16 protein-coding genes and 2 pseudogenes are annotated in these 24,535 nt (G+C 67.7%); 4 read left to right on the top strand and 14 right to left on the bottom strand.

The genetic code is table 11. The features are described from left to right. Nucleotides 1–8: 8 nt before the first annotated feature. From gspG to FA89_RS03165, 9 genes and pseudogenes are all read right to left on the bottom strand, one after another. Nucleotides 9–434: a type II secretion system major pseudopilin GspG gene (gene gspG / locus FA89_RS03135; protein ID WP_081916322.1), complete on the bottom strand. Its 426-nt coding sequence runs from the start codon at nt 432–434 to the stop codon at nt 9–11. Between the two features lie 27 nt (nt 435–461). Beyond that, nucleotides 462–1,679 carry a type II secretion system inner membrane protein GspF gene (gspF, locus tag FA89_RS03140; protein ID WP_036138115.1) on the bottom strand — a complete coding sequence of 406 codons (1,218 nt, stop codon included), beginning with the start codon at nt 1,677–1,679 and terminating at the stop codon, nt 462–464. A gap of 10 nt (nt 1,680–1,689) precedes the next feature. Beyond that, entirely contained in the window at nt 1,690–3,414 is a 1,725-nt protein-coding gene (gene gspE, locus FA89_RS03145) for a type II secretion system ATPase GspE (RefSeq protein WP_036138117.1), read from the bottom strand. A 200-nt stretch (nt 3,415–3,614) separates the two neighbouring features. After that, nucleotides 3,615–5,045, bottom strand: a complete 1,431-nt coding sequence (locus tag FA89_RS20900) for a YadA family autotransporter adhesin (protein WP_441295044.1) — start codon at nt 5,043–5,045, stop codon at nt 3,615–3,617. Further along, nucleotides 5,037–6,353: pseudogene (locus tag FA89_RS20905) on the bottom strand (YadA family autotransporter adhesin); the annotation flags it as partial. The pseudogene FA89_RS20905 and the gene FA89_RS20900, both read right to left, overlap by 9 nt. Before the next feature lie 171 nt (nt 6,354–6,524). Next, nucleotides 6,525–9,053, bottom strand: a pseudogene (locus tag FA89_RS20910) (ESPR-type extended signal peptide-containing protein); the annotation flags it as partial. Between the two features lie 123 nt (nt 9,054–9,176). Next, the gene (locus tag FA89_RS03155) at nt 9,177–11,159 is read right to left on the bottom strand and encodes a PA domain-containing protein (RefSeq protein WP_051938489.1); all 1,983 of its coding nucleotides are present in this window, start codon (nt 11,157–11,159) and stop codon (nt 9,177–9,179) included. Continuing rightward, nucleotides 11,156–11,599, bottom strand: a complete 444-nt coding sequence (locus FA89_RS03160) for a post-PEP-CTERM-1 domain-containing protein (RefSeq protein WP_051938490.1) — start codon at nt 11,597–11,599, stop codon at nt 11,156–11,158. Before FA89_RS03160 ends, FA89_RS03155 begins: the two co-directional genes overlap by 4 nt. A 123-nt stretch (nt 11,600–11,722) precedes the next feature. Beyond that, nucleotides 11,723–13,681 (bottom strand): S8 family serine peptidase, encoded by a 1,959-nt coding sequence (locus tag FA89_RS03165; RefSeq protein WP_036138122.1) that lies wholly within the window; start codon nt 13,679–13,681, stop codon nt 11,723–11,725. Between the two features lie 337 nt (nt 13,682–14,018). On the opposite strand from FA89_RS03165, the gene FA89_RS03170 reads away from it, so the two are divergent. Next, nucleotides 14,019–14,804 (top strand): TatD family hydrolase, encoded by a 786-nt coding sequence (locus FA89_RS03170; protein ID WP_036138124.1) that lies wholly within the window; start codon nt 14,019–14,021, stop codon nt 14,802–14,804. A 6-nt stretch (nt 14,805–14,810) separates the two neighbouring features. Here the strand turns inward: FA89_RS03170 and FA89_RS03175 are convergent, their stop codons facing one another. Together FA89_RS03175 and FA89_RS20020 are read right to left on the bottom strand one after the other, a co-directional pair. Further along, nucleotides 14,811–16,469, bottom strand: a complete 1,659-nt coding sequence (locus tag FA89_RS03175; protein ID WP_036138127.1) for a Na+/H+ antiporter — start codon at nt 16,467–16,469, stop codon at nt 14,811–14,813. Nucleotides 16,470–16,496: 27 nt separating this feature from the next. After that, entirely contained in the window at nt 16,497–16,691 is a 195-nt protein-coding gene (locus tag FA89_RS20020; protein ID WP_185754213.1) for a hypothetical protein, read from the bottom strand. 254 nt (nt 16,692–16,945) lie between these two features. Between FA89_RS20020 and FA89_RS03180 the strand changes: the two genes are divergently transcribed. After that, nucleotides 16,946–20,068, top strand: coding sequence for a TonB-dependent receptor (locus tag FA89_RS03180; RefSeq protein WP_036138129.1), 3,123 nt, complete (start codon nt 16,946–16,948; stop codon nt 20,066–20,068). Nucleotides 20,069–20,211: 143 nt separating this feature from the next. Here the strand turns inward: FA89_RS03180 and FA89_RS03185 are convergent, their stop codons facing one another. From FA89_RS03185 to FA89_RS03195, 3 genes are all read right to left on the bottom strand, one after another. Further along, nucleotides 20,212–21,087: an EamA family transporter gene (locus FA89_RS03185; protein ID WP_036138131.1), complete on the bottom strand. Its 876-nt coding sequence runs from the start codon at nt 21,085–21,087 to the stop codon at nt 20,212–20,214. A 12-nt stretch (nt 21,088–21,099) separates the two neighbouring features. Beyond that, on the bottom strand, nt 21,100–21,777 hold the full coding sequence (locus FA89_RS03190; RefSeq protein WP_036138134.1) for a hypothetical protein: 678 nt from the start codon (nt 21,775–21,777) through the stop codon (nt 21,100–21,102). 170 nt (nt 21,778–21,947) lie between these two features. Then, entirely contained in the window at nt 21,948–22,733 is a 786-nt protein-coding gene (locus tag FA89_RS03195) for an AMP nucleosidase (protein ID WP_036138136.1), read from the bottom strand. Nucleotides 22,734–22,927: 194 nt separating this feature from the next. On the opposite strand from FA89_RS03195, the gene FA89_RS03200 reads away from it, so the two are divergent. Beyond that, on the top strand, nt 22,928–23,872 hold the full coding sequence (locus FA89_RS03200; protein ID WP_036138139.1) for a DegV family protein: 945 nt from the start codon (nt 22,928–22,930) through the stop codon (nt 23,870–23,872). 2 nt (nt 23,873–23,874) lie between these two features. Continuing rightward, nucleotides 23,875–24,528, top strand: a complete 654-nt coding sequence (locus tag FA89_RS03205) for a DUF4124 domain-containing protein (RefSeq protein WP_036138141.1) — start codon at nt 23,875–23,877, stop codon at nt 24,526–24,528. Nucleotides 24,529–24,535 lie beyond the last annotated feature (7 nt).

Raw genomic sequence — 24,535 nt, forward strand, 5'->3', positions numbered from 1 at the left:
GCGCCGGCTTACTGCCAGTTGCCGACGTCGGCCGAATAGCCGTCGCCGCCCGCCTTGCCGTCCTGCCCGTAGAAGACCAGGTCGAAGCTGCCGTGCTCACCGGGGTAGCGGTAGCCGAACGGGTGGCCCCACGGGTCCTTCAGGTCGGACGCCTTGGCGTAGGGACCTTGCCAGTTCTGCGCATCGGCCGGCTTGGTGGCGAGGTCGTCCAGCGAGTGCGGCGGGCTGCCGTTGTCCAGCGCGTAGTTCTCGACCTTCTGGCCCAGCGTGGTCAGCTGTGCCTTGCCGGCGCCGTACTTGCCCTTATCGACGTTCTTGCCGACCTGGGTTACGACGATGGCGCCGATGATGCCGATCAGGACGATCACGGCGAGCATTTCCAGCAGCGTGAAGCCGCGGGCGTGGCTGTGACGAAGGGTACGGTTCACACGCATGGGTCAGGCTCCTTGAAACGGATCGGATCAGTTGATGTTGCTGGTGAGGCTGAGCAGCGGCAGGAGGATCGCCGCCATGATGAAAGCGACCATGACGGTCATGACGATGGTGAGCGCCGGCACCAGCGCCGCCAGCAGGCGATCGATGGCGCGCTTGGCTTCCACGTCGAAGGTGTCGGCGACCTTCAGCAGCATGGTGTCGAGCGCGCCGGCTTCTTCACCCACCTGGATCATCTGCAGCGCGAGACGGGGAAAGCGTTCGGTCTGGGCCAGCGAACTGCCCAGTCCCGACCCGCCCTTGACCCGCTCGGCCGCCTGCTCCAGTGCATGATCGAGCGCGCGGTTGCCGGTCACCTGGCGCGCGATGGCCAGCGACGACAACAGCGGCACGCCGTTCTTCAGCAGCGTGCCCAGGGTGCGTGCGATGCGCGCCGTTTCCACCTTCAGCAGCAAGGGGCCGGCCACGCGCATCGTCAGCAACCGGCCATGGAAGGCCAGCCGCGTGTCCGGATCGCGCAGTCGCAGGCGAAGGAACAGTCCGAGCACCACCATCACCAGGACGATCGCCCACCACCAGTCGCTGATGACCGTGCCCAGGGCGAGCACCACCTGGGTGATAAGCGGAATGGGTACCTGCATGTCGGCGAAGATCGGCACGAACTGCGGCACGACGTAGGCGAGCAGCAGGACCAGCGATCCGAGCACGCCGACCATGAGGAAGGCCGGGTAGATCAGCGCGTTGACGATGCTGCCGCGCAGCGCCTGCGCACGCTCGAGGTAATCGGCCAGACGCCGCAGGGTTTCGTCCAGCGAGCCGCCTGCTTCGCCGGCCCGTACCAGGCTGACGTACAGCCGGGGGAAGACGCCGTTTTCCTCGTCCAGTGCCGTGGAGAGGGTGGTGCCGCCACGCACGCGATCGCGAACGCGCTCGACCAGGTTTTTTGCCCGTTCGCCTTCCGGGAGATCGAGCAGGATGCCGAGGGCGCGATCCAGCGGCTGGCCGGCGCCGAGCAGCGTGGCCAGCTGGTGGGTGAACTGGGCCAGTTGGTCGCCGGTGAAGGTGCCCTTGCGGAACATGCCCGCGAGACCGCCGCTCGAAGCCGCGCCCTCGGCGGGCGCGGCTTCGAGCGGCGTGTGCCCCTGGTCTTGCAGGCGCGCGACCACGTCGGCCACGGACGCGGCTTCCATGCGACCGGTAAGGGCCTCACCGGCGGCACTGATGGCGCGATAGCGGAACATGCTCATGCGTGGGGGCCTAGGATTCCTGCGTGACGCGCAGGACTTCCTCGATCGTGGTGATGCCGGCCACGGCCTTGGCCAGGCCGTCCTCGTACATCGTGCGCATGCCTTCGGCGCGTGCCTGGCGCTCGATCTCGCCCGCGTCGGCGCGTTTCATCACCAGGCGGCGCAGCGGATCGCTCATGACCAGGAATTCCATGATGGCCCGGCGGCCGCGATAGCCCGTGGGATTGACCGCGCTGGTGCCGGGTTTCCACAAGCGGATGGGACGCTCTTCGGTGTACTTGTGCAACTCGAACTGCTCGATCACTTCGGGCAGGGCTTCGTAGGGCACCGCCGTTTCCGGGTCGAGGCGGCGGACCAGGCGCTGCGCCAGGATGCCGTTGACGGTGGACCCGAGCAGGTAATCCTCCACGCCCATGTCGAGCATGCGGGTGATGCCGCCCGACGCACTGTTGGTGTGCAGCGTGGACAACACCAGGTGTCCGGTGAGTGCCGACTGGATGGCGATGCGGCAGGTTTCCAGGTCGCGCATTTCGCCGATCATGATGACGTCCGGATCCTGGCGCACGATGGAGCGCAGGGCACCGGTGAAGTCGAGCCCGATCTGCGGCTTGACCTGGATCTGGTTGATGCCTTCGATCTGGTATTCGACGGGATCCTCGACGGTGATGATCTTCACGTCGGGCGTGTTGATCTGCGACAACGCCGTGTACAGCGTGGTCGTCTTGCCCGAGCCGGTGGGACCGGTGACCAGCAGGATGCCGTGCGGGCGGTCCAGCACCTCGACGAAACGGTCGCGGAACGCGTCGGTGAAGCCCAGCGACGCGAAATCGAAGATGACCGACTCGCGGTCGAGGATGCGCATGACCACCGACTCGCCGAAGCTGGTGGGCACCGTGGACACGCGCAGGTCGAGCTCCTTGCCCTGCACACGCAGCTGGATGCGGCCGTCCTGCGGCAGGCGGCGCTCGGCGATGTTCAGCCGCGCCATGATCTTCACGCGCGAGATCACCGCCGCGGTGGAACTGGATGGCGGCGCTTCCACTTCATGCAGCACACCGTCGATGCGGTAGCGCACCTTGAGGCGGTTTTCGAACGGTTCGATGTGCACGTCGGACGCGCGCTGCTCGACGGCACGCTGCAGGATCAGGTTGACCAGGCGGATGACCGGCGCCTCGGAGGCCAGGTCGCGCAGATGCTCCACGTCGTCTTCTTCCGCCGCGTTGCCGTCCAGGCTTTCGACGATGCTGCCCATGGCCGAGCGGCCCTGGCCGTAATAGCGTTCGATGAGGTCGTCGATTTCCGAGCGCAGCCCCACGCGGAGCTGCACGTCGCGCCCGGTGGCCAGGCGCACGGCCTGCAGCGGGTAGGGATCGGCCGGATCGGCCACGAGCAGGCCCAGGCCGTCGTCGCCTTCGCGCACGGGCACCACGTGGTACTGCTTGAGGAAACGCACCGACAGTTCCACATCCGTCGGAGGCAGTTCCGGGGCGTCCTTGGCGGCCAGCAGGTCCAGCCGCAGCAGGTCGGCCCAGGCATCGGCGAGGTCGCGTTCGGAGACCAGGCCGAGGCGAGCCATCAGCGAGGTGAGCGTGCCGTCGGGGGTTTCGTCGTGCAGGCGACGCGCCCGCGCGAGATCGGTGTCCTTGAGACGGCCATGCGCGACCAGGTGCGCACAAACCTGCGCTTCCCCGGGTGCGCCGGTCAGCATGTCGGTGGGTTCGGTCATCGCAGACATGCCAACTCCATACGGTCTACAGGTTTACGTCTTGCCACGCGGTCGTTCCTGACCGCCCGGGCCGCTATTGGTAGCACAGACCCCATGTCTATCGCGACCCGGCCGTGTCCGATCCGCGACAGGGCGCAACAACAGAAAGCCGGCGTTGCCGCCGGCTTTCAAGGACTTGGCCGTGCCGTGTAGGCACTTACCGGTAATAATTACCAGCCGACGCCCACACCCACACCACCCGAGGACTCACCACCGCTGACGGCGGCACCGAAGGTCAGACTGGCGCGCGGCGAGAGGCTACGCGAGTAGCCGACCGACAGGGCTCCCTGCCCCTTGTACCCGCCGACGCCGACGCCGAGCCGGTTGTCGCCACTGACTCCCTGCGTACTGAAGGCCATCTGCGACATCGCCGCACCCATGGCGCCCACCCGGTTGAGGCGGTCGTTGAGGTTGTTGAAGCGATGATCGACCTGGCGCTTGTAGTCGTCGAACGCACCACCGCTGACCACGTCGCCGAACTTCTGATCGGTATAGGCCTTGGCGCTGGTCAGCGTCGTGGCATCTCCCTGATCGGCGTAAGACTTTGCGGTAGCGACCGCCTGATCCACCTGGCCGACATTGGCGGCATCGGTGGTGGACGTGCCGGCGGCGACGTTGGTGACGCGACGTTGCGCGGCGGCACTGCCGACCGACACCGTGTCGGCCTGGTCGGCCACCGAGTTGGCGCCCAGCGCGACGCTGTTGGTGGCGGCCGCCGTCACCGTGGCGCCCGTACCCACCGCGGTACTGCTGTCGGCGCCGACGGTGGCGTTGGTGCCCACGGCCAGGTCGGTCGGGTCCTTGGCGAAGCTGCCGGTGCCGATGGCCGTGCCACCGCCCGTGCCTTCCGCCACGGCGGCGGCAGTCACGGGGGCGGAAGCGACCACCGGCGCCGCGGCCGCCGTCACCGGTGCGGAAGCGGCCGCGTCGGCTGCCGTGGCCTGCGTCGTGCTGGCCACGCTGGTCGAGACCAGGGCGTTGCGCCTTACCGGCGTGGTACCGGGGATCGTGCTGCCACCCGCGGCAGACTCCAGCTTGTTCACCCGCGTGCCGATCGACGACAGCGCGCCGTCCAAGGCACCCACCGCGTCGCCTACGGTGCTGTAGGCGCCGCCCTGCACCTTGTATACCGGGCCGACGAAGCCGTTGGCGCCCATCGTGGCGCCGCCGCCGAGCGCCATGGCCATGGTGTTCCCGGCAAGGCTGGACGTGCCGGAAAAGGCCCCCGACATCGCCGTGTTCAACTGACCCAGGTTCACCGCATCCGTGGTTTGCGTGCCCGCGGCCACGTTGGTGATCTGGCGGTTCCCGCTCGTGCCGCCGACGGATACCGTGTTGGCGCGCGTGGCGACCGATCCGGCACCCAGTGCCACGGAATTCACGCCGAGGGCGCGGGCGCTGTCGCCGATCGCCGTGGCGCTGGTAGCGCCGGCATTGGCGGAGGCGCCGATAGCGGTGGCCGACGTCCTGCTGGCTGTCGCGAACGCGCCCTGCGCCGTCGACAGGTCACCGCTGGCGCGGCTACCCGCACCGATAGCAGTGGCGAAGGCGCCGGTGGCGCTGGCGTCGTCGCTGCCGTCACCGGCACCCGTCGCGGACACATAGTGGGCCGCCGAGCTGACGCTGCCGGCCAGGTCCGTCAGCTGCTGGACATTGGCGGCATCCGTGCCCTGCGAACCGGCCGCCACGTTGGTGACCTGACGTTCGCTGCCCCGTGCACCGACCGATACCGTGCCCTCACGATCGGCGTTGGCGCCGGCGCCCAGCGCCACGCTGTTCGCCGCAGTGGCCGTCGCACCGCTGCCGATCGCCACCGCGCCGGTGGCCGGCGTCGTGACCAGGCTGTTCGCGCCCAGCGCGACGCTGGCGGCACCGCGCGCGGTGGAGAAGTCGCCCACGGCCGCACTGCTGGCCCCGGATGCCCAGCTGTTGATGCCGAGCGCGGTAGCGTTGTCACCCGGCGCATAGGCGAAGTAGCCCAGCGCCGTGCTGCCCACGCCTTCGGCGGCCGCGATGCCGCCCAGGGCGGTCGCGTAATCGGCGGTCGCCTGCGCACCGGCGCCGAAGGCCGCGGCGCTGTCACCGGTGGCGCCCGTATAGACGAGGCCCAGGCCCGGCAGGTTGCCGGGGCCACCTACCGCCACCGAACCCGCGCCCGAGGCGGTGGTCGACGTGCCGACCGCAGTCGAGTAGTCGCCCGTGGCATTCGCCACCGCACCCAGCGCCGTGGACTGCGCGCCCGCCGCATAAGCGCCGACGCCGGCCGACGTGGACGCGAAGCCACTGGCCTGCGAGCTTGCGCCGATGGCCGTGCCGCCCACGCCCGCACTCGTGGCCCCGGTATCGACCGGGTTGCCGTTCGTATCGGAGATCAACGGATTGCCGTCCGCGTCGATGGCGTTGCCACCCACCGCGACGCTACCCGCGCCCGTGGCCTGCGCACCGGCACCGAAGGCTGCTGCGTTCTTCCCGCTGGCCACGCTGCCGTAGCCGTTCGCCGTGGCGAAATCGCTGGCGGCCACCGAACCCGCACCCGTGGCCGTCGCGCCGGTACCTGCCGCAAACGCACCCGAGCCGGAGGCCGTGGCGTAATCGCCGACCGCCTGCGCATCGTCGCTGCCGTCGCCCGCGCCGTTGGCCCGGAAATAATGCCCGGCATCGCTGGTGGCGGCGGATACCGCGTCCAGCTGTCCCTTGTTCACCGCATCGGTGGCTTCCGTGCCCGCGGCGACGTTCGTGATCTGCCGCTCGCTACCCACATCGCCGACCGACACCGTGTTGTCGCGTTCTGCCTGCGAGCCGGCACCCAGGGCCACCGAGTTCTCGCCCAGCGCCCAGGCGTTCGCACCCAGCGCCGTAGCGTTGTTGCCCAGCGCCCAGCTGTTGCTGCCCAGCGCCACCGCGTTCTCCGCCTCCAGCCCGAACAGGCCGAAGCCGGTTTCCGCCGCGTTGCCGATCGCCACGCTGCCCGCACCCGACGCGCTGGCGCTGCCACCCACTGCCACCGCACCGGCGCTATACGCCGAGGAGCCGTAGCCGTTCGCGACCGACAGTTCGCCATCGGCGAACGCCTGCGAACCGGTCGCCGTCGCGCCGTTGCCCGAGGCCTGGGCGAGGAAACCGCTGGCCGTGGACTGTTCGCCCTGAGCAAACGCCGCCGTGCCCAGTGCGGTCGCATACGCACCTTCCGCCTGCGCGCTGGCGCCGATCGCCGTGGCGGCCAGGCCGGAGGCCGTCGCCGGCCCCACCGCTTCACCGGTGGAGGTGTACGTGATCAGCGGCTTCCCGTCGGCATCCAGCGCCTGCGCGCCGATCGCCGTCGTGCCGTTGGCCGTAGCCTGTGCGCCCGAACCGTACGCCGCGCTGTTCTGGCCCGAGGCCGACGCCCCGTAACCGCCGGCCGTGGCGAACGACGCATTGGTGCTGGCACCGCTGCCGATCGACGACGAACCGGTGCCCTGGGCGACCGCGCCCTGGCCGACCGCCGTGGTGTAGTCGCCGCTGGCGAGGCTGCCCGCGCCGTAACCCGACGCACCGGCACCATCGGCGATCGCGCCGTGGCCGTGCGCGCTGGATTCATCACCGAACGCCGCACTGCCCTCGCCGGTCGCGGTGGCGCCCGCACCGGACGCCTCGGCGTTGGCACCGTAGGCCGCGCTGCTCGCACCCGTGGCGAGGCTGCCGTAACCGCTGGCGGTGGCATTCGCGCCCGTCGCAACGGCACCGCTGCCGAACGCCGTGGCGCCATCGGCGCCGGCAAATGCACCGGAGCCCGCCGCGGTGGCGTAGTTACCCGAAGCGAGCGCATCGTCCGAGCCGTCGCCGTTGCCGTTCGCCTTGAAGTAATGGCCCGCATCCGCCGTAGCGGTGGACACCGCGTCCAGCTGTCCCTTGTTCACCGCATCGGTGGCTTCCGTGCCCGCGGCGACGTTCGTGATCTGCCGCTCGCTACCCACATCGCCGACCGACACCGTGTTGTCGCGTTCCGCCTGCGAGCCGGCACCCAGGGCCACCGAGTTCTCGCCCAGCGCCCAGGCGTTCGCACCCAGCGCCGTAGCGTTGTTGCCCAGCGCCCAGCTGTTGCTGCCCAGCGCCACCGCGTTCTCCGCCTCCAGCCCGAACAGGCCGAAGCCGGTTTCCGCCGCGTTGCCGATCGCCACGCTGCCCGCACCCGACGCGCTGGCGCTGCCACCCACTGCCACCGCACCGGCGCTATACGCCGAGGAGCCGTAGCCGTTCGCGACCGACAGTTCGCCATCGGCGAACGCCTGCGAACCGGTCGCCGTCGCGCCGTTGCCCGAGGCCTGGGCGAGGAAACCGCTGGCCGTGGACTGTTCGCCCTGGGCGAACGCCGCCGTGCCCAGTGCGGTCGCATACGCACCTTCCGCCTGCGCGCTGGCGCCGATCGCCGTGGCGGCCAGGCCGGAGGCCGTCGCCGGCCCCACCGCTTCACCGGTGGAGGTGTACGTGATCAGCGGATTGCCGTCCGCATCCAGCGCCTGCGCGCCGATCGCCGTCGTGCCGTTGGCCGTAGCCTGTGCGCCCGAACCGTACGCCGCACTGTTCTGGCCCGAGGCAACCGAACCGTAACCGGTGGCCGTGGCGAACGCGCCGGTCGAGACCGCACCGGCGCCGAACGCGCTGGTACCCGTGCCGTTGGCGAACGCGCCGGAACCCGAGGCCGTGGCGTAATCGCCGACCGCCTGCGCATCGTCGCTACCGTCACCCGCACCGTTCGCCTTGTAGTAATGAGTGGCGTCGCTGACGCTGTCGGCCAGCGCGGTGACATCGCCCGACACGCCGTCGACGCGCTTCGACAGCGTGTCCACGCTGCGGGAGACGCCGGTCACGGTCGTGGACACCTTGTCGAGCTGGCCCTTGTTCACCGCGTCGGTGGCCTGCGTACCGGCGGCGACATTGGTCACCTGCCGCTCCGCACCCGCGCGGCCCACGGACACGCTGTTGGCGCGGTTGGCGATGCTGTCGCTGCCGATCGCCACCGCGTTGTTCGCGATGGCGCGGGCGCCACGCCCGATCGCCGTGCTGCCCACCGAGGCGGCGTTGGCGCCCTGCCCCATCGCCGTGCTGTCCACACCCGACGCACGCGTGCCCTGACCGATCGCGGACGAGAAATCACCGGTAGCCTGGGCATCCTGGCCCACGGCGGAACTGGCGGCACCGCTGGCCTTCGCATCCGTACCGAGCGCAATGCTGAAATCGCCGATCGCCTTCGCGGCCTGGCCGCAGGCGAAAGCGTCGTTGCCCTTGGCCGCCGGTGCCTTGCCCTGCAGGCCTAGCAGGAAGCCGCCGCACACGGTGCCGTTATCCCCGGCCTGCACGGGCCCGCTGCCCAGCGCCAGCATCACGCCGGCCACCAGCGGCAGCGCCGCCATGGTGGCGCGCAGGCGTCGGGAGGCGCCGCCCTTGCCCCTGGCACGGGCCAGTTCCGATGCCACGACCAGCATGCCGAGCGATGCGTTCCAAACCTTGCTGTAAATGGTGTTCACGTCACTTTCCTCCCAGATATCCGCCATGCGCGATCGGTGCGCGGGCGCGCTGAGCGCGGCCCGTCGTCCGTCCGTCGTCACATGCCGGACGAGAATGTCCATACGGCCCGACGACAAGCATCGTTCGGCCGTCCATACGTCTTTTTTCGAAACCCCTCGCCCCGCGTTGCGGGCCCCCTCGTGGAACGCGACCCCGGCGAACCGGAGCCGCGTTCCGTCACGTCCTCAGAGCGTGTACGCACCCAGGACGGTGACGCCCGAGTACGCCGCTTCGCCCTTCACCGTCAGCGTCCACACGCCGGCGGCCGGCTTGCTCGCCGTGAACGGCTCGCTGTTGCCCGGACGGTTCGGCTGCGCCTTGACCACACCCTTGGGATCGGCCACCGAGATCGACACGTCGCCCGACCCACCGTAGGTGCGCAGGGTGAGCGTCTTCGCGTTGTCGGGCACCGTGAGCTGGTAGGCCACCGAGGCACCGAGCGCGCCCTTCTGGTTACCCAGCGCGGCGTTGTTGCTCAGCACGATCGCCGACGGCGCCGTTGCCGGACCCCAGGCCGCGTACTGCGCCTGCGTCTGCGCATCGGACAGGCAGGCATTCAGGCTGGACGCCTGCGCCGCCGTGACCAGGCCGTCGCTGGCGAGCTGCGTGGCATATCCACGTACCGCGGCGCGGTAGTCACCCACGCTGGCGGCCGCACCGGCGAGGATCTTCGCGTTGGAGATCACGTTGGCACCGATGATCACGCCACCCGGAACGAGGGTCGGGATACCGGTGTCGCAGGTGAGCAGCTTCTGCGAGGTGCGATTGAGGCCCCAGCCGATGTCCTGGAACAGGGCCGGCGTCAGGTCCACGTCGATCTGGCCGACCAGGTCCTGGTTGATCGCGTACTCCATGATCGCGTTCGGCGTGAGGCGGGTGTCGTAGTGCGAGAACGACGAGCCCTGCGCCAGCGTGGTCGGCGCGTAGAGCAACACGTTGCCCTGCGCATCCGCGCCGGCCAGGCCAGTGCCCTGCCCCACGGTACCGGTGAGGCCCGACAGATTGGCCTTGAGCTTGTTGCCGTCCACCTGGCTGACCGCGATCACCGGAATGGTCACCGGCGAGGCGGGAGTGCCTCCCGGCGTGATCGCGCCGGCCTGGTTGTTGGCGATGAGCACGGCGGTGGCGCCGGCGCCCTGCGCGTTCAGCGTCTTGATGGTGAAGTCGCAGGTGCCGCGATCGATGATGGCGATCTTGCCCGCCAGCGCCGAGGCGTTGGTGATCGCCGTGCAACCGTCGGCCGGTGCGGCCTGCACCAGACTGCCGGTGAAGTTGGCCGAGGTGGCGGCCGGACCGAAGGCCGCCTGCGAATAGCCGTACTCACCGGCGGCCGCGGCGGGTGCGGTCACCTTGAACACGTTGGGCAGGCCGAGGGCCAGCGGCGCTTCGGCTTTCACCGTCGCTCCGGTGAACACCAGCTTGCCGTCGTCCAGTGCCGCCGTGACGCGCTGCGCGGGCGTCAGGTCGTACCACTTCTTCATCTGCGTATCGTTGTAGACGAAGGACGAATAGATGTCCGGACGGGCCACGCCGTCGTCGCCCACGTAGCCGGAACCGGTGGTCAGGCTGTTGAAGCCGGAGAAGCCCAGGCCATGGGCCATCTCGTGCAGCACGACGTTGAGGAAGTTGATCGAGCCCGCCGGCGTCTTGCCGTCCAGGCCGAAGTACCACTTGGAACCTTCGAGGCATCCGGTCGTGCCGAGCGCACCGTTGAACTGACTCTGGATATCCGCCTCGCCCGGCGAACCGTCCTCGTGGGTCAGCGCGTCGAACAGCGCGGCGTGGTACCAGGTGTTGCGCACCGCGCCCGCCGGCAGCGTGCTGGTGTCGTCGAAGTAATAGATGTTGGTGGTGCCGGACGAACCCAGCACGCCGGAGGTCGCGTCGCACGACAGCGGCTTGAACGTGGCGTTGTTGACGATGGTCACGTCGCTTTGCAACACGGCGCCCCAGATGTCCGCGGCGAACAGGTAGACGTTGAGGGCCTGCTTACCGTACGTGGTACCCGGGTTGCCGCCGACCGGCGAGACCGGCGTCGGATCATCCAGGCCCTTGCCGGTGCCGGTGTCCTGGTTGACGATCTTGATTTCCGCTGCCTGGGCGACGCCGATGCTGCCGAACAGGCTGGCGGCGGCCAGTGCGGTGAACAGGAGGTTGCGGCGGATCATCGTGTCACCTCCGGTGCGTTCGTCGCGGGTTGCACGCCGTGGTCGTCGTGGTGCACGGCGATGCTGCCGTCGGGCGTGCGTTCGGCGACGACGCTGTTCATGAGTTCCTGCGGCACGCGGACGGACTTGGCATGCACACCATTGCCGAGGCTGAGCGTGCGGAAGGTGGAACGCGCCTCCGCGGCGGTGCGCGGCTGCGCGCTCAACGAAGCGGCGTTGCCGCCGTTGGCCTGGAAGGCCTTGGCCAGCGAGGCGCGCTCGGCGGCGGTGGGCTCACGCAGTCGACCGGTCGAAGGGTCGATGGCGACCTGCACGCCCTGGACCACGACGGTCTGCGGTGCGGCGGCCGGTGACGTTTCGGCGGCGCTTGCCGCGCCCGCCACGGTGAAGATGCCCGTCAGCACCAGGCCGAGGGCCTGTGCCAGTGTTGGTGAATACATTGCCGATACCTCCCTAAGACGGCGCCGGGACCCCTCCCTGCACGCCCACCGGCGAAGACCCCCTCGCCAGCGTAAAAAAATCCCCGCAGGCCCGCCGACGCATGACGCGTCGGCGGCCCTGGTTCATGGCGCCGTGAAACTCGCCTGCACCGTGACGTTGGCGAAATCCTTCACGCCTACCACCGTGACGTACCAGCTGCCCGCCGCGGGACGGGCGACCGTCACCGCTTCGTTGTTGGTCGACGGCTTGATCGACCGGTAGTCGTAGACACTCGACGACGCGGCCTCGCCACCCTTCACGTAGAGCGACACGTCGCCGCTGCCGCCGAAGCTGCGCAAGGCGAGCGAGCGTGCACCCGCGGGCACGTCGATGCGGTAGACCAGCACGCCGTCGGCGCGACCGGCCTGGCCCGGCAGGGCGACGCCGTTGTCCAGCGTCGTGGCGTCACCGCCTGGCTCGCCCGGGTCGTTGCCGAGGGCCTTGTTCACCGCGGCGTACGCATCGAGGATGCCGGCGCCGATCGGCTTGTCCGGCGTGGCCGGAAACGCTTGCGCCGTGGCGGTGAGCAACGTGCGGATGGCGACCGGTGTCGGCGTGGCCAGGCCGGCTGCCTTCGTGGCGGAGAGGATCAGGGCCACGGAACCGGACACGTGCGGCGTGGCCTGCGAGGTACCCGCCATGCCGCCGTAACTGGCGGTCGTGGGCTCGTGCGTACCGGCGTTGATCGCGGACCAGATGAAGCCCGCCTGCACGGTGGCACCCGTGGAGCCGTCGTTCGCATAGATACCGCCACCCGGTGCGGATAGGGCCACGGTGCTGCCGTAGTTGGAGTAGTAGGCGCGCTTGCCCGCAATGCCGTTGGCGGCCACGGTGAGTGCGCCGGGGCAACTGGCCGGCGAGTAGTTCGCCGCGTCGTCGCCGGAGTTGCCTGCGGCGACGACCACCGTCGTGCCGCGCGACATCGCCGAGGCGATGGCGTCGGAGGTCACCGCATCGGATGCGCAGGAACCGCCGCCGCCCAGGCTCATGTTGATGACCTGCGCGGGATGGGCATTGTCGGGGACGCCGTCGACATGTCCACCCGAGGCCCAGACGATCGCGTCCGCGATGTCGGAGGTGTAGCCGCCGCAATGGCCGAGCACACGCACCGGCAGCACCTTCGCCTTATAGGCGATGCCGGCCATGCCGGTGGCGTTGTTGCTCAGCTCCGCGATCGTTCCGGACACGTGCGTGCCGTGCCAGCTCGAGTCCTCCTGCTGGTCGCCGACGGAGGGATCGATGCAGCCGCCATTGGCGAGCAGGTACTTGTCCTCGGTGGTCCAGTCGCCGGTATCCCAGCCGCCGGGGGCACGCGCATCCGTCGAGCGACCCGACACGAAGCCGTCGGAAATGAAGTCGTAGCCCGCATCGGCCAGCGACAGGTCGATGTCGGGATGTTGCGTGATGCCGGTATCCAGCACGGCCACGGTAACGCCCGAACCGTCGGCGAGGTTCCATGCATTGGCGACGTTGCTGCCGCCGCGGTTGGCGAAGCTGGTGGTGTCGCTGCCGATCTTCTCGGCCTCGCCCGATGCCGGACGGAAGTGCCACTGGTAGCGGGCGTAGTACGTATCGTCGACGACCACCGGCATGACCGCCGTAGCGCGGATATCGTCGATCTTCTGCATCATCGCGTCGGGCTCGACATGCCGGACCGCGGGATCGGCGGCGATCTGCCGGATCAAGGTCTCGGCTTCGCTGCGCGACAGCTTGCGCGAGATGCGGACCAGGTCGGAACCCGTAGCGAGCTTGCGTCCGTAAACGGCTTGCGTCGTGGCGACCTTGCCGGCACGCAGCTGGCTGGTGGTGGCAACGGTGCGCGAGAGCGCTGCGCCGATCGCCTGCGTGGCCGCGGAGGCACTGATGCGCTGCGTGGTGCCGTCACGCCAGGTGACGATGAAACGGTCGTAGCCTTTCGGTGCCCGCAGGCTGCTGACGTCGAACGTGGCCTGGGGCGCGTCCGGACCCGCGGCGAAAACACCGGGCGTGACGCCCAGGAGAAGCGAGGCGACGAGCGTCCCCGCGACGATGCGATTTACCATCTGCACTACCCTCTGCCCGTGGTACTGCTGCAGGAACCGGTGACCGGCCCCCTTCCCTTTTTCGACGTGTATGACGACGTCCCCTTGAGACACCTGCTTTGAGATCCTTCTGACGTCCCCCTGATGCCCGTCTTCCTGACGGCGTTCGTTGAACCTAGCAGTAGGAAAATACGAACGTCAATATTTTGACGACACCTCGATCGGCATCGGACAGCCGTTGACGGGAAATCCCGCAATTGCCACGATCGGACGTCCATACATGTTTTAATTCATGATGTTGCGTGCCAATAACACGCGCATATCGCATTCAAACCCTTGTCCCAAAGCGAACCAATTCATGGACTTGATCGACATCGGCGCCAACCTCACCCACGAATCGTTCCGTCAAGATTTTGACGATGTGCTGGCGCGCGCGACGGCGCACGGGGTGGGTCGGATGGTGGTAACGGGGGCATCACGAGAGGGCAGCGAGCACGCATTGGCCCTGGCGAAGGCCGGCGGCGGCCGGCTTTTTGCCACGGCGGGCGTGCATCCGCATCACGCGATCGACTACGACGACGCCACCGACGCGCTGCTGCGCGCGTGGGGCCGCGAGCCGGAAGTTCGTGCGATCGGCGAGACCGGGCTGGATTACAACCGCAATTACTCGCCGCGCGAGGTGCAACGGGAGGTATTCGAGCGACAGCTGGCGATCGCCGCCGACCTGGGCAAGCCGGTGTTCCTGCACCAGCGGGACGCGCACCACGACTTCCTCGCCATCCTCACGCGCTACCGCGACCGCCTGCCGGCCGCGGTCGTGCACTGCTTCACCGACACCGGTGAGGCGCTGCGCGACTACCTGGCCCTGGACTGCCACATCGGCATCACCGGCTGGATCTGCGACGAGCGCCGTGGCGCCCACCTGCGCGAGCTGGTCGGATCGATACCCGCCGACCGGCTCATGCTGGAGACCGATGCGCCCTACCTGCTGCCGCGCACGGTGCGCCCGCTGCCGAAGGACCGGCGCAACGAGCCGATGTACCTCGCGCATATCCGTGACGAGGTGGCCCGGGACCGTGGCGAGACGGCCGCAGTACTCACCGAGTCCACCGTCCGTACCAGCGAGCTTTTCTTCGGCCTGTGAACCGGATCAGCCGGCGTGCAGGCCGGTCAACGAAGCCTCGGCCAGGTCCACCTCGCGCATCAGGGTACGCAGCGTCTCGTCGTTGATCGCATGCTTGCGCCGCAGTTCGTACAGCTCACGGCGTTCCGCACGCAGCGCGGCCACGCGCATCGCGCGTTCGGTGCCCGCCTCGGCGCGGGCCTTGTGTGGCACGTCGCCTTCCTCGCCCGCCGCCTCCAGGCGTTGCTGGTAGTCGCCCATCACGCGCGCGCCGACCCGGGAGGCCAGCGCGATGGCATGCTCGTCGCCCTCCTCCGCCACGCGGCGCTGCTCCTGCTCGATGCTGCGCAGCGCCGCTTCGGCGACCAGCGCCCGCGCCTTGCGCTCCTCGCGCACGCGTGGGTCTTCGCCGGGGATCTTCAGCCCCTTCACCAGCCACGGCAAGCCGATGGCGCCGAGCATCAGCGTGCTGAGGATGACCCCCGAGGCGAGGAAGACCATCAGGTCGCGTGTGGGAAACGCCACGCCCACGTCTTTCATCAGCGGCAGCGACAGCACGCCCGCCAGGGTGATCGCCCCGCGCACGCCGGCCAGCGCGGTCGTCCAGACCAGGCGCGTGCCGACCCGGGGCCGCTTCTCGCCGCGGTGCAGGGCCCGCATGAACACGAAGCGCAGCGACACCCACACCCAGATGAAGCGCAGCACCACCAGGGCGAGCGTGATGGCCAGCACATAGGCAATCAGGTACCAGAGGGGGCCGCCACCCGCCTGCGCGATGTCGACCTTGGCACCGTCGACGATGGCCGGCAGCTGCAGGCCGAGCAGCAGGAAGATCATGCCGTTGAAGACGAACTCCACCATCGACCACACGGCAAAGTTCTGCATGCGCGTCGCCACATAGCCGCCCTTGAGCACGTCGGTGTAGTTCATGGTCATGCCCGCCGCCACGGCCGCGAGGATGCCCGACGCACCGAAATGCTCCGCCAGCAGGTAGGCGGCGAACGGCAGCAGGAGCAGCAGGGCCACCTGGGCGGCCGGGTCCACCTCGCCGCTCCAGCGTACCAGCCGCCGGCGGAACAGGCCGAAGCCCACACCGACGAGCAGACCCGCTGCGATACCTCCCAGCGCCATGACGACGAAGTCGCCCGCGGCGGACACTAGCGAGAACCTGCCGGTGAGCTCCGCGGCGACGGCGAACTGCAGGGCCACCAGACCCGATGCGTCGTTGAGCAGCGCCTCGCCCGACAGGATATGCATCAGCCGCGAGGGAATGGGCGACTGGCCGCTGATCGAGGTGACCGCCACGGCGTCGGTCGGCGAGAGCACGGCGGCGAGAGCGAACGCCACGGCGAGGGGCACGGAGGGAATCATCCAGTGGACGAAGTAGCCCACCCCGACGATGGTGAAGAACACCAGCCCGATGGCCAGGGCGAGGATCGGCCCGCGCAGCAGGAACAACTCCCGCTTGGGGATGCGCCAGCCGTCCGCAAACAGCAGAGGCGGAATGAACAGCAGGAAGAACAGCTCGTGGTCGAACTCCACGTGCATGCCGAACGGGCGGGCCAGCAGGGCACCCAGCGCGATCTGGATGAGCGGCAGCGGTAGCCGGACGGGCAGGATGCGCACGATCGCCCCGGACAGCGCGATGACCAGGAGCAGTACGAGAATGGTGATGACGAGTGACATCCGGGGAAACTAGCGACGGGACGCACATCAGGCAAGGCCGTCGTCGCCGGTTTGAAAGCTTTTTGAAAGCTTCGGAAGCGCTACAAGCCGTGCGCAGGAACCTTCTTCCATGAAATTTTTTTTATCGCCGAAGGTTCGCGCATCGCGGGTTCTTGCGGCTGGAACCGGCATACGGGGCCGCGTGAAGCCAATCGGCCTAGCCCAAGGCAGCGACTGATCCATGCGATCGAAGCACCGGCAAGTGGCGCAAGGAAATCCGTTCATGCAAATCGCCTTGAGTGCATACATCGCCGCGACTTAGCTTCGGCCTGCTTGTTGCGGTTTCGTTAACCACGCACGCGGCGCTTCGACGCGGAGGATGTCGACGCCACCAAGGGGGCCCGGACGGCCATACGTTTTCGTCACGACACCGCGACCGCCCTCTGCCGACGGCGGCGCGACTTTGAACCAATGGGCCTGTGGCCGGGGAGATCTACATGCAGTTGCGTCATTCATCGGACCGCGCACGGCGGCGTTCGCTTTCGGTGGCCATTGCCGTCGGGCTCGGTATCGTCAGTGCCGCGTCGTTCGCACAAAGCACCGTGGGCGGGGTGTACGGTACGGCCGATGCCGGCGCCCAGATCACCGCCACCAACAGTGGCAACGGCCTCAGCCGCAGCGCCACCGCCGGAAGCGACGGCCGTTTCAATATTTCGTCGCTGCCGCCGGGCGACTACAAGATCACGTCCGTCAAGGGTGGCCAGAACACGACCCAGACCGTCACCGTCGTGGCGGGCCAGGGCTTCAACCTGAACCTTGTCGCGCCCGCATCCAATGCAGCCGCCGGCGGCCCGCAAGACCTGACCACGGTGTCGGTGACCGCCAACGCACTGCCGCCGATCGACATCACGTCCAGCCAGACCAACACGGTGATGACCGCCGAGCAGATCAAGCAGCTGCCGCTGGCGCGTAACCAGACCGCCGTGGCGCTGCTGGCACCCGGCGCGACCAAGGGCGACAGCGCCTTCGGCAACCTGGCGTCGTTCGGTGGTGCCTCCGTGGCCGAGAACAGCTACTACGTCAACGGTTTCAACGTCACCAACTTCTTCCAGAGCCTGACCTACGCGCAGGTGCCGTTCGAGGCCATCGACCAGGAAGAGATCCAGGACGGCGGTTACGGCGCCGAATACGGCAACTCCACCGGCGGCGTGATCTCGGTCAACACCAAGCGCGGCACCAACGAGTGGAAGGGCGGCATCGACTACACCTGGAACCCTTACCAGCTGCAGGCCAACCAGCCCAACATCTACCTGCAGAATGGATCGCTGCTGCAGAACAACCGCCACAACAGCAACTACGTGGTGGGCAACAACGGCAGTGGCAACGCCACCGACTTCGGCCAGCGCTGGAACGCGTGGCTGGGCGGCCCGCTGATCAAGGACAAGCTGTTCATGTTCGCGCTGGTGGGCGGCACGCGCACGGCGGACGAGCACTACGGCGACGCCACCGGCGGCGGCAGCTTCAACAAGACGACCATCAAGGACCCGCGCTACCTGGTCAAGCTGGACTGGAACATCAACGAGAACAACATCCTCGAGTACACCGGCTTCAGCGATACCAGCACGGAACAACAGAGCATCTACGGCTACAACTACGACGACAACGGCCAGCCCCATCGCGGCGACTACCTCGGTCAGCAGTACGACAAGACCGGCGGCATGAACAACATCCTGAAGTACACCAGCTACATCACGGACGACTTCACGGTGTCGGCGCAGTACGGCAAGAGCACCAACCGTCGCGTCGAACGCGCAACCACGGCGGACGGCACGCTCGAGCAGTACGACGGCAATATCTTCGACGCGGTAAATTCGCCGGGTTGCCCGGTGATCGTGGACCAGCGCAATCCGGTGGTCGCCGGCTCCGCCCCTGCGGCACCGCACTGCTCGTTCACCTCGGCGGGCGAGCTGACCACGCCGAACGGCGAGGACAAGCGCAACGCCGGTCGCATCGATTTCGAATACCACCTGGGCGACCATGACCTGAAGGCCGGCTGGGCACGCGACCATTTCACGACCGATACCGGTACGGCGTACGAAGGTGGTTCAACCTACACCTACCAGCCTATTCCCGCTTCGATCCTGGGCTACGATGCGACGCTCAACCCGTCGGACAACGTCGTCAAGCAGGCCGTGTTCGCGACGGGTGCCAAGGTCGGCATCACGCAGAAGTCGTACTACCTGCAGGACAACTGGCACGTCACCGACAATTTCGTCGCCCGCATCGGCGTGCGCAACGATGGTTTCAACAACACCAATAGCCTCGGGCAGACCTACGTCAGCCAGATCCACAGCTGGCAGCCGCGCCTGGGCTTCTCCTGGGATGTCCACGGCGACTCCTCGCTGAAGGTTTACGGCAGCGCGGGCGACTACTCGCTGCCGCTGGACGGCAACGTGGCGTTGCGTGGTGCGGCAGCCTCGCTCTACCAGATCAACTATTTCAGCTATACGGGGATCGATCCGACCACGGGCGCACCGACCGGACTGGGTCCGGTGCCGGCCGCCTATGCGGCAGCCAACCCGGCGCGCGCCGTCACCCAGTACTCCAACGGCGAGGCCGGTGTGGTGCCCAATCCGGGTGCCGTGGCCACCAAGGACCTCAAGCCGTTCAAGCAGCGTGAGTTCATCCTCGGTGCGCAGCAGCAGGTGGCCGACTGGACGTTCGGCGCGAAGGCGATCTACCGGAAGATCCTGACCGGCATCGACGACTCGTGCGACTTCCGCCCGATCGCCGCCGCGGCCAACGCGCAGTATGGCCTCAACCTCGACACCACCAACCTGTCGCCCTCCGCGACCAATGTGCCGGGTTGCTACATCTTCAATCCTGGCAGTTCCGTCACCCTGCGCACGCCCGTGGATGCCACCGGCACGCTGTACGACATCCACCTGCCCGGCGCCGTCGTGGGCGAGCCGAAGTACAAGCGCTCGTACATGGCGATGCAGCTGACCGCCGAGCGCAACTTCGACAACACCTGGTACATGAAGGCGTCGTACGTCTGGTCGCACACCCGCGGCAATTCGGAAGGTGGCGTGGACTCGGCCAACGGCCAGGCCGACACCGGCACGACCGAGCTGTTCGATTATCCGGAGATCATGGCCGGCACCAACGGCTACCTGCCCAACGATCGCAAGCACACGTTCAAGATCTACGGCGCATGGCAGATCTCGCCCCAGTTCCTGGTCGGTGCCAACGCGCTGCTGCAGACCGGTCGCCCGGAAAACTGCTACGGCCTGAATCCGATCGACGGCACCATCGGCGGTTACGGCGGCGGCGCGTACCTCTACTGCAACGGCTTCGTGGTGCAGCGCGGCTCGGTGGGTCGCACACCAACCTACTGGAACATCGACCTGAATGCGGCCTACAAGCCCGACTGGGCCAAGGGGCTGACCATTTCGGCCAACGTGTTCAACATCTTCAACAAGCAGCACACGGCGACGATCAACGAAGTGGGCGAAGACAACAACGGCAACTCGTTGTCCGGCACCACGTACAAGATCCCGACCAGCTTCCAGCAGCCGCGCTACGTGCAGCTGTCGGCCGAGTACGACTTCTCGCTCTAAGCACCACGACAAGAAGACAGGGCGCGCGCCATCCTCCGTGGCGCGCCACCTTGCAAACCTCCCCGAATCGCCGTCCGCTCCCACGGGCGGCTTTTTTTCGCCCCCGCCTCACCGCTGCCTGTAGGAGCGGACGATGTCCGCGATCACCGCACCCGACGCCCCCACCTAGGCGCAAGCACAAACACAACCACCCCACAAAGCATCACCCCCACACCACCCCACACACCCGGTGCAAAGTGCTCGTCGAAGACGAGCCACGACGTGGCGATACCCGACACGGGCACCAGCAACGACAGTGGCGCCACCGCGGCCGCCGGATAGGTCTTCATCAAGGTATTCCAGACGGAGTAGCCGAAAATCGTGGTGACATACGCCTGGAAAAGGATCGATCCAACCGCAGCCAGCGTGACGCCATGGCTCAGCGCGACGAAGGGCGCGGCACCGCGCACCCAGGCGGTCAGCAGCAACAGCGCCGGCGCGGCGAAGGCACTCGACCAGACGATGAAGGCCAGCATGTCTACCGGCTTGTATCGCTTCACCAGCAGGTTGCAGACACTCCAGCTGAGTGCGGCGAGTAGCACCAGCAGTACGCCGCGCACGGTGGAAGCACCCTGCGTGTAGCCGATGACCAGCAGCAGGCCACCCACGGCGAGGGCCATCCCGACGACCTGCGGCCGACGGATTCGCTCGTCGAAAACCAACGCACTCAACAGCAGGGTGAAGAACGCGGCGAACTGCAGTACCAGTGACGATAGCCCCGGCGACATCCCTTTGGACATGGCAAGGTTCACAACAAACCATAGCCCCACGCCGAACAGCACGCCGTAGCCAGCCACCGCAGCCAGCGGCACGTTCGCCGGCCGGCAAAAGAAGAAGATCAGCGGCAGGGCGGTCATGAGGAACCGCAGCGCCGTGAGCAGGAAGGGATCGAGATCGCGAAGACCGACTTCGATCACGGAGAAGTTGCTGCCCCAGATCACGGTAACCAGCACCCCGAGTAGCAGATCGCGCGTGCGCATCGTCAAAGTCCTTCAGGCAGGTGCTACACCGTCGTAGACGAAATCGTCGAAAGATGCGTGACGCCATGTATCGCCACGCACGTAATAGTTGAGGACCACGGAGATTTTTTGTTCGCTCACCGTCGGCTCGCAATCATGGAGCACCTCCCTACCCTTCATCACAAGGAGCGTACCGGCGCGGGCATGGATGGCGCGTCGCTCCACCCAAGCGCCGCGTGAAGGATGCGCACGCGGTATCTGCATGCGCAGCGGGGCCTCGCGGTTGTCCGTCAGGAAGAGCAGTACGGTGATGCCGTTGGTGTCGTAGTGTTCGCCCAACGTGCCGCCCCCCGGCGGGTAAACCTTGATATTGACGTCCGACCGGGGATAAGGAGAGAGGACCGCTTCCTGGTTAGTCACTGCGGCGACCAGGGGCAGGATCGCCCGATAGACGGTGGTCAGCTCCGGCAAATGGCGGCGTACGTCGTCACCCTCGAAGATGTGGTGAAGATAGCGGCCACCTGTATCCGAGACTGCATCGGTGCCCCTCCCTTCGTGATACACGAGCTTCACCTGACCTGCATTGATGAGTGTGTTTATCCGCTCGACCAGCAGTGCGCACTGGGCCGCGTCCATGATCCCGTCCAGTGTGGTGGCGTAGTCGTAGTGATACTCGCGCACGCGATCGTCCAGCCGAAATGCCTGACTCATTGCATTGCCCCCATGAAAGGAAGCGGGAACGCTAGGACCCGGCCGAGGAGAGCGATATAGAAGAATTCTGAGTTTCAGGGGTACCCGCGTGAAACGTGACGTGCGCCACATTCTCGGCGGAACGCCGGCGTTTCGATGGCCTGCGCCGCACCCCTGAGCCTTACCTCACGTCAGTCCGCTTCATCCTCGAAGCGCAGGTGCTTCACGCTGCGCCCGTGCCGACGCACGAGTTTCAGGGCCTCGATACCCACCTTGATATGCCGGTCGACGAAGTTGGCCGTGACCGCCGCGTCGCTGGATTCGGTCTTCACGCCTTCCGGAATCATGGGCTGGTCGGAGACGAGCAGCAGCGCGCCGCAGGGAATGTGGTTGGCGAAGCCGGCGGCGAAGATCGTGGCCGTTTCCATGTCGATGGCCATGCTGCGCGTGCGCCGCAGGTAATCCTTGAAGGCCTCGTCGTGTTCCCATACGCGGCGGTTGGTGGTGTAGACGGTACCGGTCCAGTAGTCGTGGCCCAGGTCGCGGATCATCGTCGATACCGCGCGTTGCAGCTGGAACGCCGGCAGGGCCGGCACCTCGGGCAAGAGGTAATCGTTGGACGTGCCCTCGCCGCGGATGGCGGCAATGGGCAGGATGAGGTCGCCGATGGCGTTCTTGCGCTTCAGGCCACCGCACTTGCCGAGGAACAGCACGGCCTCCGGCTCGATCACGCTGAGCAGGTCCATGATGGTCGCGGCATTGGGACTGCCCATGCCGAAGTTGATCAAGGTGATGCCGTCGGCCGTGGCGTTGGGCATGGCGCGGTCGCGACCGCGTACCTCCACCCCATGGTCCGTGGCGAAGCGCTCCACGTAGTGGCCGAAGTTGGTCAGCAGGATGTGCCGGCCGAAGGCCTCCAGGGGGGTGCCCGTGTAGCGGGGCAGCCAGTTGGAGACGATCTCGTTCTTGGTTTTCATGGGGAATCCGGTTGCGCGTGCGCCGGCGGCGGAGGCCACCTTCACGGTCCGACGGCGCGGTTACCGGCGACGCCACGCCGGCGGAGTGCCAAATTCAATCGGCGGAGTGTAGCATCCGGCCCAGCGGAGGACATGGGACGCAGCGGGCGTTTCGGGCGCCGCGAGGCTTTGCGGCCGTGGATGGGAGGGTGCCGATGCGAATCGGAGTGGCGATCGATGCGGCCTGCGACGTGCCGCGTGACTTCATCGAGCACAACGGCATCGCGGTCATGCCCGTCACGGTCAAGGTGGACGGCCAAAGCTTCAAGGACGACCGCGACCCCGACGAGATCCGGCGTTTCCTCGACCAGAAGCTGGGCAGCCGCAGCCACTCGGCAGAAACCGAGGCCAGCTCGGTCGAGGATGTGCAAAACCTGGTGCTCGATCACATGGTGGCGCGGTTCGACTGCGTGGTCTGCCTGACCATCATGGCCACGCGCAGCCCGATCCACGACAACGTGATCAAGGCCAGCTTCGCCATCCTCAAGAACTACCGGCCCCTTCGCGAGGCGGCGGGGCAGACGGGTCCGTTCCTGATGCGCGTCGTCGACACCCGCACTATCTTCGCCGGCTCCGTGCCGGCCATCGCCGAGACCGTACGCATGATCCGCGCGGGCAAATCGCCTGCCGAGGTACGCGAGCGCGCCGCCCACATCTCCGACTGCTCGTACGGCTACATGCTGCCGCGGGACCTCAACTACCTGCGTTCGCGTGCGCGAAGCAAGGGCGACCGCAGCGTCAGCTTCCTGACGTCGATGCTGGGCAGCGCCCTGGACATCAAGCCCATCCTGCGCGCGCACCGTGGCGAGACCGGCCCGGTAGGCAAGGTGCGGGGGTTCGAGCACGGTGCGCAATCGTTGTTCGAGTATGCGTCACGCCGCGTGCAGGCCGGACTGCTGGTGCCGTCGTTGTCGCTGAGTTACGGCGGCGACCTGGACGACATGCGCAACCTGCCCGGCTACCACCCGCTCACCCGTGCCTGCGGCGACGCCGGTGTCGAGATCCTCGAAAGCCCGATGAGCATCACCGGCATGGTCAACGTCGGCGAAGGCGCGATGACGCTCGGCCTGGCCGGCGAAGACCACGTCGCCGAGTTTTGACCGTGCACGGCCGGCACATCGTCCTCGTCGCTCTGGCCATGCTGGCCAACGACGCCACGCGTGCGGAGACGGTCTACAAGTGCATGGCATCCGGCCAGGTCATCTACCAGCAGACCCCGTGTCCGAAGTCGCAGCAGCAACAGACGATCCGGCTGGCCGATCCCGCACCGGTGGCCGCGCGTAGCGCCCCTCCGCCGGTGGACATGCTCCCGGTCGGAGAGACGGCACCGGCGCCGGATGCCGCGGCGCCCACGATGCCCGACGCGCCGCCGCCCCGCCTCTACGGCTGCATCCGCGCCACGGACGGCACGCCGTACACGCGGCCGGACGGCAACACCGAGCCCTACCTCGCGCCGTCGGGCGTGGTGGGCGACTTCGGCGGCACCCTCGGCGAAGCGTACAGCGGCCGCAACGCCGCCATCGCCTCGGCGCCGGAGCTCAATCGAGGCAAGGGCAGCGTCGGCGTGCTCACCAACACCAACTACATCTGGGTGCAGGACACCTGCCGTCGCCTGAGCCTGGACGAGACCTGCCGTGTGCTGCACGACGAGGCGGACGCCAACCGCAAGGCCTTGCGCAACGCCTTCAAGAGCGACCGCCCGCCGCTGGAAGCGAAAGATGCCGCGCTGAGCCGGCAACTGGCGGGCTGCGGCTGATCGCCGG

The sequence above is a fragment of the Luteibacter sp. 9135 genome, from assembly GCF_000745005.1.
Classification (GTDB): Bacteria; Pseudomonadota; Gammaproteobacteria; order Xanthomonadales; family Rhodanobacteraceae; genus Luteibacter.

Coding starts and splice junctions, on each gene's coding strand:
- gspG (WP_081916322.1), bottom strand. CDS start 434: ATGCGTGTGAACCGTACCCTTCGTCACAGCCACGCCCGCGGCTTCACG.
- gspF (WP_036138115.1), bottom strand. CDS start 1,679: ATGAGCATGTTCCGCTATCGCGCCATCAGTGCCGCCGGTGAGGCCCTT.
- gspE (WP_036138117.1), bottom strand. CDS start 3,414: ATGTCTGCGATGACCGAACCCACCGACATGCTGACCGGCGCACCCGGG.
- FA89_RS03155 (WP_051938489.1), bottom strand. CDS start 11,159: ATGATCCGCCGCAACCTCCTGTTCACCGCACTGGCCGCCGCCAGCCTG.
- FA89_RS03160 (WP_051938490.1), bottom strand. CDS start 11,599: ATGTATTCACCAACACTGGCACAGGCCCTCGGCCTGGTGCTGACGGGC.
- FA89_RS03165 (WP_036138122.1), bottom strand. CDS start 13,681: ATGGTAAATCGCATCGTCGCGGGGACGCTCGTCGCCTCGCTTCTCCTG.
- FA89_RS03170 (WP_036138124.1), top strand. CDS start 14,019: ATGGACTTGATCGACATCGGCGCCAACCTCACCCACGAATCGTTCCGT.
- FA89_RS03175 (WP_036138127.1), bottom strand. CDS start 16,469: ATGTCACTCGTCATCACCATTCTCGTACTGCTCCTGGTCATCGCGCTG.
- FA89_RS20020 (WP_185754213.1), bottom strand. CDS start 16,691: ATGGATCAGTCGCTGCCTTGGGCTAGGCCGATTGGCTTCACGCGGCCC.
- FA89_RS03180 (WP_036138129.1), top strand. CDS start 16,946: ATGCAGTTGCGTCATTCATCGGACCGCGCACGGCGGCGTTCGCTTTCG.
- FA89_RS03185 (WP_036138131.1), bottom strand. CDS start 21,087: ATGCGCACGCGCGATCTGCTACTCGGGGTGCTGGTTACCGTGATCTGG.
- FA89_RS03190 (WP_036138134.1), bottom strand. CDS start 21,777: ATGAGTCAGGCATTTCGGCTGGACGATCGCGTGCGCGAGTATCACTAC.
- FA89_RS03195 (WP_036138136.1), bottom strand. CDS start 22,733: ATGAAAACCAAGAACGAGATCGTCTCCAACTGGCTGCCCCGCTACACG.
- FA89_RS03200 (WP_036138139.1), top strand. CDS start 22,928: ATGCGAATCGGAGTGGCGATCGATGCGGCCTGCGACGTGCCGCGTGAC.